The sequence below is a fragment of the Streptomyces sp. NBC_00354 genome (assembly GCF_036106915.1).
In the GTDB taxonomy this organism is placed as follows: Bacteria; Actinomycetota; Actinomycetes; order Streptomycetales; family Streptomycetaceae; genus Streptomyces.
Genome location: NZ_CP107983.1, coordinates 8308675 through 8323774, shown reverse-complemented (window position 1 = coordinate 8323774; position 15100 = coordinate 8308675). Strand labels below are relative to the sequence as shown.

The following is a 15100-nucleotide window of genomic DNA, read 5'->3' as shown; positions in this document are numbered from 1 at the left end:
GAACCGGCCGCCTGACCTGTGCGAGGGCACGGGTCAGGCATCGCCCTCCGCGCCTCTGTGGCAGCAATCGAAGCCCGTTGATGAGGACTCCGCGGATTCAGGGGCTCGCCGCGGTCAGAGTGTTCAGGTGGGGGCGTTTTTCGCAGAACGCGAGGGCGCCTTCCGCCGCCGAGTCGGTCCGGAAGACAGGTGCGGTGAGTGGGTCCTGGATGCTGAAGGCCGCCTGGCTGTCGAGGCCGCGGATGGCTTTGACGACGCGCCGGGTGATACGGACGGCCTGGGGGGGAATCGCGCGGATCCGGCCCGCGAGGGTGAGCGCGGCGTCGAGGGCTTTGCCCTCACCGACCAGCTGGTTGACGAGTCCGTGCCGGGCCGCGTCCGCGGCAGGGAGCGGGGAGGCGGTCAGGAGCATCTCCATGGCGAGGTGGTGAGGAAGCCTGGAGGGAAGGCGGATGGCTCCGCCTTCGGAGGCGACGAGGCCGCGGGCGACTTCGGGGAGGGCGGAGAACGCGGTGTCGGCGGCGGCGATGAGGTCGCAGGCGAGGACGAGTTCAAATCCGCCGCCACTGCCGCCCCTTCGACGGCGGCGATGAGCGGCTTCGTCCGTCGGGCGCGGGTGAGCCCGGCGAGTCCGCGGTCGGCGACCCGCGGTACTCCCTCGTCGGGGAAGGCTTTGAGGTCCATGCCGGAGCAGAAGTGGCCGCCCGCGCCGGTGAGGACACCGACGTCGAGTCCGGGGTCGGTGTCCAGGAGGGTGAATGCGTGGTCGACGGCTTCGGCCAGGGCCTGGTTGACGGCGTTGCGGACGTGGGGCCGGTTGAGGGTGATCACCAGGACGCCTTCGCGTCGCTCGGTCAACACCGCCGGCTGCGTGGATCGCGTACTCATCATGTCCTTCCGTTCAGGGCACCGGTTTGTCCAACTGCACGGCGCCGAGTCGGTCCAGCAGCAGGGGGAACGCGACGGTGCCCTCGAGACGGGCGAGGGCCGCGCCGATGCAGAAGTGCGGTCCTTACCCGAAGGCGAGGTGGTCGTTGGGTGTCCGCCCCACGTCGAGGTGGTCGGGATCGGCGAAGCGCTGCCCGCCCGGTTGGCGGCCCCGATCAGAAGGCTCACGATGTCGCCCGCGCCGATGGTCCGCCCGTGCAGGGGAATCGGTTCACCCGCACACCGGAACGTAGCGTCCCGCACGGGCGAGTCATAGCGAAGCAGCTCCTCGACCGCGGTGGTCAGCCCGGATCCGGTGTCCTGGCCGGCGGGGCGCGCGGCCTGGTCCGGACGGCGCAGCAGGGCGAGCATCCCCTTGCCGATCAGGTTCATGGTGGTGTCGTGGCCGACGAGCAGCAGGAGGCAGGCGGTGGAGTGCAGTTACTCCTCGCTCATGGCCCCGCTCTCGCCGCCGGAACGTTTCTCGGCGATCAGGGCGTCCAGCAGCGCGTGCAGGGCCCTTGCGGAGCGGGCCGGGTCAGGCGACGTGTCGGGGGCGATGGTGTCCAGGTGTGTGGGCACGCCGAGGATCGCGCAGATCATCCGGAACGTCAGTGGCGCCGCGAAGTCCGCGATCAGGTTTCTCCGGGGTCGCGTTTATCGACAGACACCCGACCAACGAAGGCGCCTCACACGGGGATGCGGCAGGTCTCGGCCTTGCCGGCGCACCCGGCCACCTCCGCGCCCTCGCCCTCGCCCTCGCCCTCAGCCTCATGCGGCAACATGAAGGTGCCCAACAGACCGCCCGGCGTTTCCGGCGCGGGTTTCGCCAGCCAGTCCTTCTCTGGCAGACCCGGTCCTGTTCGGCCAGGCGGGCCGGCGATGGCGCAGCCGTGGACTGGGTCGCCAGTCCACGGTTGGCACCGCCCCAAGAGGACGACCTCTCAGGTCCTGTACTCGTCGTGGCGGCGCAGCCAGTGGGTCTCCTCGCCCTCCTCGTGGCGTCCCAGCGGCGTGCGGTCGAGGAGGCCGTAGTAGGCCATTGCGGGCTCGAGGCCGCGCGCGGTGGTGACGTACGTCCGGTAGACGGTGCCGTCCGACTGGGCGTAGCAGCTCAGCCCGGGCCCTTCGGTGACGTACCCGAGTACGTCCGTGCCGGACGCATCTGCCATCTGACTCACGGTCGCCGGGATCTCACCCTCGAGGAACGGCCTCAGCTCCTCCTCCGTGTACATGAAGCCGAGGTCGCGGTGGAAGTCGCTGTCGCCGGCGGAGACCCAGTCGAAGCTCCAGCCCATCCGCTCCCGGTAGGCGAGGAGCTTGTCGACCGGTGCCCGTGAGGAGCAGATCAGCGTCACGTCGCGGGCCTTGAGGTGGACCGCGTTGGGATCGAGGGTGTCCGCGATCGACGAGCAGACAGGGCATCCGGCCTCGTACGGCGGGCCGAACATGAAGTGGTAGACGAGCAGCTGTGAGCGCCCGTCGAAGAGGTCCGCGAGCGACTTGGTCCCGCCCTCGGTCTCGAAGCGGTAGTCCTTTTCGACCTGCACCCAGGGAAGCTCGCGCCGCTTCCGCGCGAGCTCGTCGCTGCGCCTGGTGAGCCTTTTCTCCTCCGCGAGCAGCTCCGCTCGGGCTGCCTCGAATTCCTGCTGCGTGCCGACGCTGTGCTCGGGCATGGGCTTTCCCTCCTGTGTAGGAGCAGAAGAGCGCACCGCTGCGGGCGGTCGCCCGCAGCGGCTGCCAGGACCGGCGTACCCGCTCCGGCCCTACGTCCACCGTACGCGCGCGGCGGCGGACCTTCTCGGCCGGCCAGATCGCCGGAAACGGCCGTCAGGGCCCCTACCAGGAGGCTGGCAGGCGCCTTGGCGGGCTGTGGCGCCAGCGGGTAGCGCCGCCCGTTGTCAGTCGGCGAGCAGAGCCGTGTAGTCGCCCGCCGCTTCCACCGCGGCAACGAGAGCCGCGCCGTCGATCTGGCCTCCTTCTTCCAGTCGGACGACGCTGCGGCCGCTGCGCGTGTCCGTGGCAGCCGAGTGGACTCCGGGAGGTCTTCCAGTTCGTCGTCGATGAGCAGCCCGCAGTTGGTGCAGTGCATGCCTTCGATGAGGAGCTCCGGTTCCGGCCGCCGACTCACTCCCAGCCTGAGGCGATCGGGAACTTCACGTTCCATTCACATAAGTCGATCCTCATCGGCTACACATGTCGGCCGCTTCCGGAGAACGGCTTAAATCATCCCACCCGACCTGCGCGTTCGGAAAGATCACCTATTCTTCATGATCATGATTTGCACGTTCCTGAAGCAGTCGCGAAGTGGGGTAGGAACGGATGACTATGAAGGTGGCAGCGCCGGCCCTCACCTTGCGCGCAAGGCCCCCTGCCCGGAAGCGCTCAGAAGTTACGAACAGGCCTTCGTCGAGGGAAGGGCGTCCCCCAGCGATGCCCCTGACTGTCTGAAGACTCTCGGCCTGGTCGAGGAGTATCCGGGCTGCCCGAATCACTACTTCGCCGTTCCCCCGACGGTGGCAACTGCTCGTGCCACTCAACCCGTCGAGCAGGAGATGGCCGACCTCAGGGAGTCCTTGGAAGCGACGCGCCGTCACTTCGCGGGCGCCGAATCCGCGTATCGGCGGGCGCTACAGGAGCACGGACGAGGTCACGCGACCATCACGGGCGTGCAGGAGGTCAACGCCGTTCTGGACCGGGAAGTCGCCGCGTGCACACAGGAGCTGAGAACGGTCCGGCCGGTCAGTAGACGCCCTGCGGAGGACCTCCAGCGGGCCGTCGGCCGGGAGGTGGGCATCCTGCGGCGCGGCGCGGCGCGGCCATGCGCGCCTTGTACCAGGAGACCGACCGCTCCCACCCCGCCGCGCTGGCCCACTTCCGGCACATCCTTGCGTTGGGCGGTCAGATCCGGACCCTCGATGAGCTCAACGATAAACTCGTGATCTGCGACGAACGCGTAGCGTTCGTTCCGGTGAGTGAGAGCTGGGGCACCGCAGCCTTGGAGATCCGGGAGCCGGGCCTGATCCGCTTTCTCGTATCGGCGTTCGATGTGGCTTGGGGACGGGCGACGCCCCTGACCGATCAGTCGATCGAAATGCACCGGCCGAAGATCACGTCCAGCTTACAAAAGAAGATCATCCGGCTGGTTGTCGAAGGGCACACGGACAGCGTCATCGCCAGCCGCCTGGGCACCAGTACGCGCACGGTGGCCGAGCATGTACGACGGGTCTCGTCCCAGCTGGGCAGTCGCAGCCGCGCCGAACTCGGGTATCTGGTTTCGAAAACGAACCTGCTGCAACAGCTGAACGTGCCTCAGGAGAAGGAGCCCCGATCATGAACGACATCGTTCTCATGGCGGATCCGAGCGTGTCGGCCATACCTGTGCACGAGTGCGGGGAAGCCCTCGTGGACGTACGGGCAGGCGCCAAACTGCTCGTCGACGCACGCAAGGCCGACCCGGCCGACCACTACGCCCACCTGCGCGAAGGCGTCCTACAGCGGTTGCTCCAAGCCCAGGATCTGCTACCGCAGGGGCTGCGCCTGCTCTTCGTGGAGGGATACCGACCGCCGTCACTCCAGCGCGAGTACTTCGACGAGTACCGCGACGGACTTCGTGCCCAGTGCTCGGAGCTGACGGAAGCCGAGTTGTACGCGGCCGCAAGCAGGTACGTCTCGCCGCCGGACATCGCCCCGCACAGTGCCGGAGCGGCCGTGGACCTCACGCTCGCCGACGGGGACGGCACCGAACTCGACCTGGGCACCCGGATGAACGCCACGCCCGAGGAGAGCGCAGGCGCCTGTTACACACATGCGCCGAACATCAGCCCCGAGGCCCGCGCCCACCGTGCCGCCCTCGGCGCAGCCTTGAGCGCCGCAGGCTTGGTCAACTACCCCACCGAGTGGTGGCACTGGTCCTACGGAGACCGGTATTGGGCACTGTCGAAGAACGCCCCGGCAGCCCTCTACGGCCCGACCGATCGTGAGGCGTGAACAAGCCCTCTTGCTCCGCCGGGGAGTAGCAAGAGGTGGTCACTGCCTGTCGTCGCGCGCGACCAGCTGCTGGCCGCGAGCCGGTCCTGAACGGTCGTGGAGGGCGTCGGCCCCCTGCAACCCGAGGAGCAGCTGCCTCAGCTCGGCAGGCAGCCCGCGTCCGAGACGGCGCTCTGCCTCAGCGAGGGCCCCAGCTGCGCATGACTCCGGAACTCGGCTCCAGGAAAGACCTCAAGGGCCGCTTCTCTCCACATGATCCGAAGACTACTCAGTGGCCGGCCGGCTCCTGAATTAAGGTACTTGGCCCACACACCAAGCCGGGACCGCAGCGGATCCACCTGCCAGCCGGATACCTCCGCCCGCCGCACCGACATCACGAGTTCAGCTTCAGTAGCCGGGACCACTTGCCATAAGGGCCGTTGCGAAAGTCGTTTGGTCCGCTTGTCGGACACCCCTACCCTCTGGCCCGTGATCCAGACGAGGAATGGCGACTTGCGTGGCTATCAGGTGGGACCAGTGCGCGCCGAGCTTCGTGCACTCACGGTAAGTGACGACCGTGAAGGTATGCTCGAAGGGACGCCGCAGCTACACCGTCGCTTTCGTCTGATGGGCATCGAGAAGGCGATGGCAGCGACGCCGCACTTGTATGTGCATGATCTCGACAAGCTCCGAGCCGATGCGGAGGGGCGAGTCGAGGAGTGGCTGCCGCGAGAGGCGGTTCATGCTCGGCTGACGTCATGGTGGCAGCCCGAGGACATTGCAGAGCCTGGGCATACGGTGCTCTCAGTGATGTGGTTCCAAACGGCTGCGCAGGATCCCTTCGCCCGCCTGGCCACCATCGTGCGTCCCCTGGACTGGACTTCGCTAGCCAAGTTTGTCCCCCATGAGGACTAGGGTCTGGTGTGAAAGTGCTGGTCACAGCCATTCGTTGATGGCTGTGACCAGCACGGTCGCTTCGTAGCGGACGGCGAGTTTTGTCGTACCTGGTGGCGACGGCCCGGTGGCGCTTGAGGCGGTTGATCCCGCACTCGACGGCATGCCGCTGCTTGTAATCGCCCTTGTCGAACTTCGGTGGCCTCCCGCCATGCGATCCGCCACTTCAGCCGGTTGCGGACGCGGTCCGAGGGCACCGGAATCGTTGCCTTGATTCCGCGTCTACACAGGTAAGGCCGATTACTGCGGGAGTCATACACCTTGTCGGCCCGCACCCGGTCCGGGCGCTTGCGCGGCCTGCCGAGCCCCAGCCGGGGCACCCGGATCGCTTCCAGGACGGGCTCGAACTGCGGGGAGTCGCCCCGCTGCCCGGGCCGACGCCTGGGTCCATGCCTACAACCACACCCGGCTGCACCAGTCCCTGAACATGTCCACCCCGGGCGCAGTCTTCCGCCCCTCTGCAAGCGAGTTCGAGCAAGTACGCGAAGTCATCGTTCCCCGCTCGAAGCCGAGCCGCCGACCATTGACTTCCTCCCGCCTCGGCTGCCCGCCCAGTTGCCCTCGCCCCGTGTACCCGTGGATGAGAATCAGGTCCGCGCGGTGGAGTTCACCTGCGTGATCTCACAAGCCGACCGCATCTGCCTGCCGGGAAACCAGCAGGCCGAGTTCGGCCCAGCCCTCGGCGGCCGCACCACTACCATCTGAGCCGGTGACCGGAGCATCCACGTCTTCCTGAACGGCGAACTGCTGCGAACCCGCCCGCCCCGATACTCCCGAAGGACCTCAAGGTCCTGCTCAAAGGCGGGGCTCGGATCGTCGGTCTGGAACCCGCCGCCTCCGCGCACGCCGACCTGGAGGGCGAGGCGCACGCAGCCGGCGAGATCTGGTCCCGCGCCCTCTTCGACATCCGCGGCGCCCTGAGCGCCAGTGCGGCCGACCGCGTCATCGTCAACGCGCAGTTCGGCATCGCGCCCGACACCTCCTTCCGGGACGCTGCCCTGATGACGATCGCCACCGCCCAGCGCATGTACGGCAAGGGCGCGGCGGACGCCGTGCGCGCCGCGTTCAAGGCCCGCCAGATCCCCGGCATCCAGTAACAGGCGTCCGCTTCCCCGGACTCGGTTCTCTGCCACGTCCGGGGGAAGCGGAATGTTCCGTTTTTGGTCGCTGGGCGAACATCGCTCCTCTCTCTCCGGACAACAACTGGTCAAATACTTGTTGCAAACCTGTCAATCGGACACTCCCTCCTGGCAATCTCAACGGCCTGACCCCCCACGGCAATTGAAGGAGCAGGAGTGACCCTCCCCATGTCCTCATCCCGCACCACCCACAGCCGCACCCGAGTGCTGCGCGCCGCCGCCGTCGTCGCCTCCGCGGCCATGGTCGCGATCTCCGTCCAGAGCGGCTCCGCCAACGCGTCGGCCGAACGGGAGGCGGGAGCCACCGCGCTCGCCCTGACGACCGACGCGCGCGCCCAGGCGATCACCACGGCCCAGAACGCGGCGGCGGACACCGCGCGCGCCATCGGCCTGGCCGACGAGGAGCGCCTCGTGGCCCGCGATGTGATCAAGGACGCCGACGGTACGGTGCACACCCGGTACGAGCGCACGTACGCGGGAATGCCGGTCCTCGGCGGCGATCTGGTGGTCCACCAGAAGAAGGACGGCAGCCGCAAGACCACCAAGGGCCTCGAGGCTCGAATAGCCCCGGCCGCCGCCCGCACCTCCCTGAAGGCCGCACCCGCCGGTGCCCGCCAGGTCGTCTGGGCCGCGAGCGGCAACCCGGTCTTCGCCTACGAGGCCGTCGTCACCGGCAACCAGCACGACGGTACCCCCAGCGAGCGCCACGTCATCACCGACGCCGCCACCGGCGCGGAGCTGTACTCGTACGAGGCCATCGACTCCGGCACCGGTACCAGCGAGTACTCCGGCACCGTCACGCTCGGCACCACCCAGAGCGGGTCGACATACAACCTGACCGACGGCAGCCGCGGCGGCCACAAGACCTACGATCTGAACGGTGCCACGTCTACCGCCACGGGCAGCCTGTTCACCGACGCGGACGACAACTGGGGCGACGGATCCCCGTCGAACCGTCAGACTGCCGCTGTGGATGCCCACTACGGCGCGGGTGTGACCTGGGACTTCTACAAGTCCGAGCTCGGCCGCAACGGCATCGCCGGGGACGGCAAGGCCGCCTACTCCCGCGTCCACTACGGCAATGCCTACGTCAACGCCTTCTGGTCCGACAGCTGCTTCTGCATGACGTACGGCGACGGCGCCAACAACCAGAAGCCGCTCACCTCCCTGGACGTCGCCGGCCACGAGATGAGCCACGGCCTGACCGCCGCCACGGCCAAGCTGAACTACAGCCGCGAATCAGGGGGGCTCAACGAGGCCACGAGCGACATCTTCGGCACCTCGGTGGAGTTCTTCGCCAACAGCTCCACGGATGTCGGCGACTACCTGATCGGCGAGAAGATCGACATCCGCGGCAACGGGACGCCGCTGCGCTACATGGACCAGCCCAGCAAGGACGGGGCCTCGGCCGACTACTGGTCCAAGAGCGTGGGCCGGCTCGACGTGCACAACTCCTCGGGCGTCGCCAACCACTTCTTCTACCTGCTCTCCGAAGGCAGCGGCGCGAAGACGGTCAACGGTGTCTCCTACAACTCGCCCACCTACGACGGCTCGACGGTCAGCGGGATCGGCCGGACCAAGGCCTACAAGATCTGGTACAAGGCGCTCTCGACCTACATGACGTCAACCACCAACTACGCCGGGGCGCGGACCGCCACCCTGCAGGCGACGGCGGACCTGTACGGCTCGACGGGCACCGAGTACCAGCAGGTGGCAGCCGCCTGGAAGGCCGTCAACGTCAACTGACGGACTGACCGTACGCCTCGCCGGCCCCCGACAGCAGCGTACGGCAGCAGCCGGCGCCAGCGGCCGCTGCCGCGGTCCGCGCCTACGGCGCCAAGACCGCGAGGAAGCCGGCCGGCTCGCCGCCGTCCTTGAGGACAACGCTGCGGCGCCCATGAGCGAAACCTGGTCCGGGGCGCTGCTGCTTGTGCCATTGCTGCCGGTCCTCCTGGACGCCGTCTCGGTGTCCAGGAGGACGGGGCGCCGGCTCGTACCCACTGACCTGCGCCGGTCGTAGACCGCTTGGGCCGGATCCCAGCGGCGAGAGCCGCCTGCCAGAGCCGCCATGGGCGGCGAGGTGTTTCGCAGATCGCGGTCCCCTGCGCGTCGGTGGCGGCACCGGCGGGTTCCGGGTGATGCGGGTGGCGGCGGCCCGGTCCATGGCAGCGGCGAAGCCGGCATCGCGGCGGCGACGCTGGGGAGACGGCCGCGGTCATGATGCCGACTACCGCCGCGGCGTTCGTCGTCACCATGCCGGCGTGCAGGTACTCAAGGAACTGCCGACGGCGCTCCGGAGTGAAGCGGGAGGGGCGGCGCTCCAAACGGCGGGCAGCCGCGGCGGCCACCGCATCACATGCCGCGGCGAACGCCTGCTCCTTGGTGCGCCAGGTGTTGGCCTGCCCAGAGCCGTCGATGCCGCTGCCTCTTGAATTCCCGCGCGGCAGCGTGTGTCACTGCCGCAGGGCATAGTGGGTCAGACGGGAGCGTGCAGCGTCTTGACTCCACGCGAGGGCATGTCTGCAGGAGGGCACCCGCCCAGCCCTCATGCGACGACCCGTATTCCTCGGTCTCCACCCCATGACCAGTCCCCGCTCCACCACCGGCACCTGGTACAGCACAGCATCGGCGCCCAGACACGGGCGACCGCCATCCCACGCCTACGCCCAGAATGCCCAAGCCGTGGACCGGCTGAGAGGCGAATAGCCGAAAGCGTCCGCTCGGCAGGGATCCGTACGCCCTGGCTCCTCTTGAGGCCCTGGAGAGGCGGCGCGCCCGATCTGACAACGCATTCCAGCCAGACCCTTGTTGTCTGGCTGAAACCAGTGCCATGCTGTGTCTGCGGTGACCATCTCCCCTCCCCCGCGGAGAGGTCAGCGGCCCCGCCCCGCACCCCTGCAGGGCGGGGCCGACCGCATAAAGTCCTCGCGACGCTTCTGGGACAGCGGCCGAGGTCGAGGCACAGGTGCTGCGTCTGCGGCGCGAGCACCGCATCGGGCCTCTTCCGGCGGCCGCCCGCAGCGGTATCGCCGCTTCCACCACCCACCGGATCCTGCAACGGCACGGCCTGCCGCCCCTGGCCGCCTCGGTGGCTTTGTTCGCGGGTTTACAAGGCGCCCGGTCGGCGCCGAGCTCGAAGTTCACGAGAAACGCCAGCACCCCGCTGGCGGGATTACGCAGGGGAGCGCCATTCCCCTTCGAGGCTGCTGAAGATCATGGAGTCTCGCCAACCGTCGCGGAGCAGCGTCGTGTGGCGCAGGCGTCCCTCATGCGTCATACCGATCTTGGACAGCACTCGGGAGGAGCCGAGATTCCTCGGGTCACAGGTGGCATGGATCCGGTGAAGCCCTAGCTCGTCGAACCCGTGCGCGAGCAGCTGCCGACCGATTTCGGTGCCGATGCCCTGCCCCCACACGCGGGGATGCACGATGTATGAGATCTCGCCCTGGCGCTGCTCATGGCTGCGGACATGCAGCTCGCCCATGCCCACCACATCCCGCCCGACGCGGGCGGCATAAGGGAACCGGCGCTGAGGGGCATCCGACCAGGCCTTGACCGCGGAGTCCACGAAGCCCTTCGTCTGGACCTCTGTGTTCGGCCCCCAGGACTGATAGCGGCACACCTCCGGGAGGCACGCCCACGAATGAACGGCCGGCCAGTCCTCCGAAACGATCTTGTCCAAGGTTACCGAGTGCCTACTCATACGACGATCATGAACGGGTCGCCGTGTGAAGAGCAAGATCAAGGAGCCCACCAGGCTTCGCCGACGGCCATGCGGGAGGAAGGCCCGGTGCCGTCTCTCATGAACCTATCGCCGCGCTCCCTGGCTGAGTGGACAGAGCCACTTGGTGTCTCCGAGGCGTGCGCGCTGAACGCGTTGGCCGGAGGTCAGTTGTTGGATTTGAGGGCGTCCAGGTGCCGCCGCAGTACCTGCCGGAGCAGCATCGGCGGATAGCGGTCCGGCAGCAGCGTCGCCTGGAGAGTGAGTCCGTCAAGGAGGGCGGCCAGTCGCGTGCTTTCCAGTTCGACGTCCATGCCGGCCTGCAGCGAGCCGGCGCACTGGGCTTCGTGAAGCACGCGCGACATCAGGGTGTGCAGATCGCTCTGCATCTCGGCTGCGCAGGGCCGCAGCTCGGGGCGGGTGTGTGCTGCGGCGGTGAAGGCGAGCCAGAGTGCGGCCTCCTGGCGGCGGGCCTCGTCCAGGGGGAGGAACTCGGCCAGGAGTTCTTCTGTTGCGGCCTGGCGGTCGGTGCGCCCGTATGGAGCCAGGAGCCTCTCGGCGTGAGTGCGGATGCGGTCACTGATGCGCCGGCTCAGCTCCCGCATCGTGAAGGTCATCAACTCGTCGTGGTCGGCGAAGTAGTGGCGGACGGAGCCGATGGCGAGTCCGGCTTCATCGGCGACGTTGCGCAGCGATGCATGCTCCAGCCCCTGCCGGGCGGCGACGGACAGGACGGCTTGGGCCACCGCCCTGCGGCGGGCTACGGGATCGACGATCTTTGGCACATTTGCCGTTATAGCACGTCTGGGCTAACTTCGTTTTAGCTCAGTCGTGCCATAAAGATGGGTGGTATCTGCGTGAACCCCTGGCTACTCGCCGCGATCATCGCGGTGGTCGTGATCGCGGTCGTGATCAAGCGGATGATCGGTGAACCGGTCAACGCACGGGACCTCTTCGCGGCCCCGGCGATCCTGACCGGGATCGGCGTCCTGTCCCTCGTCAAGATGACGGATCTGACCGGCACCGACCTCACCTGGGTCACTACCGGCGCCGTCCTCGGCGCGGCACTCGGCGCACTGCGCGGCGCCACCGTTCAACTCATCGACAAGGGAGGTGTCCTGTGGCAGCGGTACACCGGCCGCACCTTCCTCACCGTGATCGGCACCCTGGCGGTCACGGCCGGTTTCAGTGCCCTGGCGGTGAAGATGGGCATGCACGAGAACGCGCGCCCCCTCCAGCTCTCCATCGGCGTCAGCTTCCTCGGCGAGTCCCTCATGGTCGGCCGCCGCGGCATGACTTCGGGAATCCCCTTCGCCCCGGCGCGTACTCGCTGACTCATTGACATACCCCGCGCCCGCGCATGTCGCACCACTCGGCCAGCACCGCCCTCCAGGTCACGAGCGGAGCCGGAAGCGGCTCCCGCCGGACGGCGTTGCCGGGGCGCGGGGCGGCACCTCACGGCACGATGAACGGGCGTCCGGGTGCCCCTTCACCATGCCGCGCACACCCGCCGCCCGCACCGCGCGGCGGGCCCCGGTGGGGCTCGTCCAATTGCTCTGCAGCTTCCCTAACGGGTTGGAGTCCTCCTCCAGGGCGGTGGCCGCCACCTTCCGGATGGGCTTCTCGGGGTAAAGGGTTGTAACTGCGGAGGCGGCCTCTCGCAAGCATGGGCCCGCGACCGGGCGCCGCATCCGGCTTTGTTCAGGGATCCGCCGTGCGAGCGGCGTCGTCAAGCGGAGGGTTGACCGTAGGCGGCGTGATCGGCCAGGGCCTGGGCAGGGCCGGCGTGGAAGGTGAAAACAGTGCCTGCACCGGTGATGGACAGCAGTCGCATGGCCTGGGCGGGTATGGCGGTGAGGGCGAGGCTGCCGCCGGCTGTGCCGCCACGCCGCCCGTCCGGCCAATGGCGCGGAGGCTGCCGTGGTGGTCGTGGCGGCCAAGGACGAGGAGCTGCGGCCGTGCGAGGGTGCCGGTGATCGCTCCGATGTTCGCTTCCGTGGTGTCCCGTCTTCTGATCTTGAACCAGGCTCCGGAGACGTGGGTCCATGTCTCCAGCCGCTCCCTCGCCATGGCGAGGTCGGTGGTCGTCGGGCACAGCGTCCACGGAGCGCTCAGCTCGTGGGTGTCGAAGAGGTGCTGGAGGATCCGCCGGCGCTCGTGACGGGGCCGGGTGAGGAGTTCGGTGCCGTCATGCTGGAGAACATCGAAGGCGATGAAGAAGGCCGGTGTCTTCGCGGCCAGCGCGGCGGCGGTACGGCCGCGGGCGGCAGCCCGGCGCTGGAGCGCTTCGAGGGACAGCCGCCCTGCGGTGTCCCAGACGACGAGTTCGCCATCGAGGACCAGGCCGTCGGGCAGCTGCTCGGCGGCGGCGACCACGTCCCGGAAGCGGTCCTGGACCAGGGAGCCGCGCCGGGTCTGGAGCAACACCCGGCCGCTTCGCCAGCGGCAACTCTTCGGCTGCCCGTTCATACCTGGGGGTGCCAGCAGCGGACACGGGCCCGGCAGGCCGGGCTGATGCCGGTGGACGGGCCCGCGCCGTCGCTGATCGTGGACCGGCCGCCGGGCGGCCGGGGGACTCAGATCATGTTCTTGTAGATGTTCCAGCCGCGGCCGAACAGCACCCGGGCGGTGAAGGTCGCGGTGCCGGCGTTGCCCGTTGAGGTGTACAGGTACATGTCGCCATTCGGGAGGCGGCCGAGCACGTCGCCCTTGCTGTCGCCGTCGATGTCACCCGGCACGAGCAGCGTGTCGTAGACGTTCCAGCCGGTGGCGACCTGCTCCGGGGCGGCGAACGGCGCGGTGGACGTCCCCGTGCCCTTGTAGAGGAACATCCGGCCGGAGGCGTCCCGGGCGAGCACGTCGGGTCGCCCGTCGCCGGAGTAGTCGCCTGCGCCGACGACCGCGTTGTAGGCGTTCCAGCCGGTGCCGACCTTGATCCGCGTGCCGAGCTTGGTGTCCACCGCGCCGTCGCCGGGGTGCAGCCACAGGACGCCGGCGGAGTCACGGCTGAGCAGGTCGCCCTTGCCGTCGCCGGTGAGGTCACCGGGGCCGACCATGAGCGTGTAGTTCCACGTCGTGCTGACCTTCTGGCCGCGGATGTACAGATCGCTGCCGATGTTCTGCACGTAGCTGGCGTGGTTGTGGCTGTTGAGCGCGGTGGCGTAGGTGTTGCGGGAGCCGGGCGTCTCGGTGCCGACCCCGGTCGGCGGCGTCGCGTAGGTGCCGTTGGCCAGGGCGTAGTACTTGGCCAGCGTGTTGTTGGCCTCGGTCATGAGGTTCTGTGACTTGCCGTAGAGCTGCGTGGTGCCCGCGCCGACCATGAACCTGTTGAGCTCCCACCCGTTGCCGTGGTACACGGGTGCGGCGAACTTGCCTCCGCCGATCGACTTGTAGAAGTACTGCAGGCCGTCGCGGTTGCGGGCGACCAGGTCGCTCAAGCCGTCGCCGTCGACGTCGTCCGGGCCGCTGATCACGTTGTACGTGTTCCAGCCGGTGCCGACCTTGACACGGGGCTTGAGCGGGGCCGTGGCGCTGCCGGATCCCTTGTGGAACCACAGCTCGCCGGTCAGGGTGCGGGTGAAGACGTCGCCGAGGCCGTCGCCGTCGACATCGCTGGCGCCGACGATCTGGTCGTAAATCCCCCAGCCGGAGCCGACCTTGACCCGCACGTTGAAGGGGTTGCTGACGCTTCCGGTGCCGGTGTACAGCCACAGGTCGCCGACGTGGTCGCGGGCCAGCAGGTCGGGGTGGTGGTCCCCGGTCACGTCGCCGGTGGCTACGAGGCGGTTGTACTTCTGCCAGCCGCGGCCGGACCACAGGGGCGCCGACGTGCCCTTCAGACCGGTCTCGTAGAGCGTGAGTACGCCGTCGAAGGAGAGGGAGAGCAACTCGGCCTTGGTCGTGCCGCCGACGTCGCCGACCGGCAGCAGGTCCTTGTACGAGGCATCGGGGTCGGTCTTGGAGATCACGTAGTCGCCCCAGTCGGAGATCGACGACAGGTAGACGGCCGTGCTCTGGTCGTACTCCACGACGATCATGTCGCTGATGCCGTCGCCGTCGACATCGTGCCGCGGCAGGGCTGCGGCAACCACCGGCGCGGAGGACGTGGCGCGGTCGGGCATGACGACGGCCGGGTGCCCGCCGTCGCGGCGCGGTGCGGCGCTGGAGGCCGACTCCGGTGCCGGGGCGGCCGCGGTCCCCGCGAGGGCGGAGGCGGGTGCTAGAGGCTGCGGGGCGGCGGTGCTCGGGGCGGCGGAGAGGGCGCCGGCGGCCAGGGCGAGTACGCCCCCGGCGGCCAGGGCACGCAGGCGTCTACGGTGCGATGAATTCAAGATCCCCCCTGAGGATCGAGCCGGGTCCGCCCGGACACGTCTTGCTGTGCGCTCGGAGA

Annotated in this window: 12 protein-coding genes and 3 pseudogenes; 7 read left to right on the top strand and 8 right to left on the bottom strand. The window is 68.6% G+C overall.

The window, feature by feature from the left end:
* Window positions 1-97 precede the first annotated feature (97 nt).
* From OHT74_RS38335 to OHT74_RS38325, 3 genes and pseudogenes are all read right to left on the bottom strand, one after another.
* A pseudogene (locus OHT74_RS38335) lies at window positions 98-888 on the bottom strand (crotonase/enoyl-CoA hydratase family protein).
* Window positions 889-1368: 480 nt separating this feature from the next.
* Window positions 1369-1509 (bottom strand): hypothetical protein, encoded by a 141-nt coding sequence (locus tag OHT74_RS38330; RefSeq protein WP_328622877.1) that lies wholly within the window; start codon window positions 1507-1509, stop codon window positions 1369-1371.
* Between the two features lie 362 nt (window positions 1510-1871).
* Entirely contained in the window at window positions 1872-2603 is a 732-nt protein-coding gene (locus OHT74_RS38325) for a DUF899 domain-containing protein (RefSeq protein WP_328622876.1), read from the bottom strand.
* Between the two features lie 1145 nt (window positions 2604-3748).
* On the opposite strand from OHT74_RS38325, the gene OHT74_RS38320 reads away from it, so the two are divergent.
* From OHT74_RS38320 to OHT74_RS38310, 3 genes are all read left to right on the top strand, one after another.
* Window positions 3749-4264, top strand: coding sequence for a helix-turn-helix transcriptional regulator (locus OHT74_RS38320; protein ID WP_328622875.1), 516 nt, complete (start codon window positions 3749-3751; stop codon window positions 4262-4264).
* A complete protein-coding gene (locus tag OHT74_RS38315; RefSeq protein WP_328622874.1) occupies window positions 4261-4917 on the top strand; it encodes a M15 family metallopeptidase in 657 nt (218 codons plus the stop codon). The genes OHT74_RS38320 and OHT74_RS38315 overlap by 4 nt, the downstream gene beginning before the upstream one ends.
* 468 nt (window positions 4918-5385) lie before the next feature.
* On the top strand, window positions 5386-5811 hold the full coding sequence (locus tag OHT74_RS38310; RefSeq protein WP_328622873.1) for a hypothetical protein: 426 nt from the start codon (window positions 5386-5388) through the stop codon (window positions 5809-5811).
* A 21-nt stretch (window positions 5812-5832) separates the two neighbouring features.
* Here the strand turns inward: OHT74_RS38310 and OHT74_RS38305 are convergent.
* Window positions 5833-6221 (bottom strand): annotated as a pseudogene (locus OHT74_RS38305) (transposase); the annotation flags it as partial.
* Window positions 6222-6426: 205 nt separating this feature from the next.
* On the opposite strand from OHT74_RS38305, the gene OHT74_RS38300 reads away from it, so the two are divergent.
* From OHT74_RS38300 to OHT74_RS38290, 3 genes and pseudogenes are all read left to right on the top strand, one after another.
* Window positions 6427-6555 (top strand): hypothetical protein, encoded by a 129-nt coding sequence (locus OHT74_RS38300; RefSeq protein ID WP_328622871.1) that lies wholly within the window; start codon window positions 6427-6429, stop codon window positions 6553-6555.
* A gap of 602 nt (window positions 6556-7157) precedes the next feature.
* Window positions 7158-8735 (top strand): M4 family metallopeptidase, encoded by a 1578-nt coding sequence (locus tag OHT74_RS38295; protein ID WP_266671426.1) that lies wholly within the window; start codon window positions 7158-7160, stop codon window positions 8733-8735.
* A 1195-nt stretch (window positions 8736-9930) separates the two neighbouring features.
* Window positions 9931-10074, top strand: a pseudogene (locus tag OHT74_RS38290) (IS481 family transposase); the annotation flags it as partial.
* 87 nt (window positions 10075-10161) lie between these two features.
* On the opposite strand, the gene OHT74_RS38285 reads toward OHT74_RS38290, so the two are convergent.
* Together OHT74_RS38285 and OHT74_RS38280 are read right to left on the bottom strand one after the other, a co-directional pair.
* A complete protein-coding gene (locus tag OHT74_RS38285; RefSeq protein WP_328622870.1) occupies window positions 10162-10671 on the bottom strand; it encodes a GNAT family N-acetyltransferase in 510 nt (169 codons plus the stop codon).
* A 206-nt stretch (window positions 10672-10877) separates the two neighbouring features.
* Window positions 10878-11495, bottom strand: coding sequence for a TetR/AcrR family transcriptional regulator (locus OHT74_RS38280; RefSeq protein WP_328622869.1), 618 nt, complete (start codon window positions 11493-11495; stop codon window positions 10878-10880).
* A 72-nt stretch (window positions 11496-11567) separates the two neighbouring features.
* Here OHT74_RS38280 and OHT74_RS38275 point away from each other — a divergent pair, with 72 nt between their 5' ends.
* The gene (locus OHT74_RS38275) at window positions 11568-12044 is read left to right on the top strand and encodes a DUF1453 domain-containing protein (protein WP_328622868.1); all 477 of its coding nucleotides are present in this window, start codon (window positions 11568-11570) and stop codon (window positions 12042-12044) included.
* A 367-nt stretch (window positions 12045-12411) separates the two neighbouring features.
* On the opposite strand, the gene OHT74_RS38270 is transcribed toward OHT74_RS38275, so the two are convergent.
* Together OHT74_RS38270 and OHT74_RS38265 are read right to left on the bottom strand one after the other, a co-directional pair.
* Complete coding sequence (locus OHT74_RS38270; RefSeq protein ID WP_328622867.1) at window positions 12412-13179, bottom strand: ATP-dependent DNA ligase; 768 nt, start codon at window positions 13177-13179, stop codon at window positions 12412-12414.
* A 107-nt stretch (window positions 13180-13286) separates the two neighbouring features.
* Window positions 13287-15041, bottom strand: a complete 1755-nt coding sequence (locus OHT74_RS38265) for an FG-GAP repeat domain-containing protein (protein WP_328622866.1) — start codon at window positions 15039-15041, stop codon at window positions 13287-13289.
* Between the last annotated feature and the right edge of the window lie 59 nt (window positions 15042-15100).

What these genes read in the sequence shown, in the direction of transcription:
- OHT74_RS38325 (WP_328622876.1), bottom strand. Translation starts at nt 2,603, where the DNA reads ATGCCCGAGCACAGCGTCGGCACGCAGCAGGAATTCGAGGCAGCCCGA.
- OHT74_RS38320 (WP_328622875.1), top strand. Translation starts at nt 3,749, where the DNA reads ATGCGCGCCTTGTACCAGGAGACCGACCGCTCCCACCCCGCCGCGCTG.
- OHT74_RS38315 (WP_328622874.1), top strand. Translation starts at nt 4,261, where the DNA reads ATGAACGACATCGTTCTCATGGCGGATCCGAGCGTGTCGGCCATACCT.
- OHT74_RS38295 (WP_266671426.1), top strand. Translation starts at nt 7,158, where the DNA reads ATGTCCTCATCCCGCACCACCCACAGCCGCACCCGAGTGCTGCGCGCC.
- OHT74_RS38270 (WP_328622867.1), bottom strand. Translation starts at nt 13,179, where the DNA reads ATGAACGGGCAGCCGAAGAGTTGCCGCTGGCGAAGCGGCCGGGTGTTG.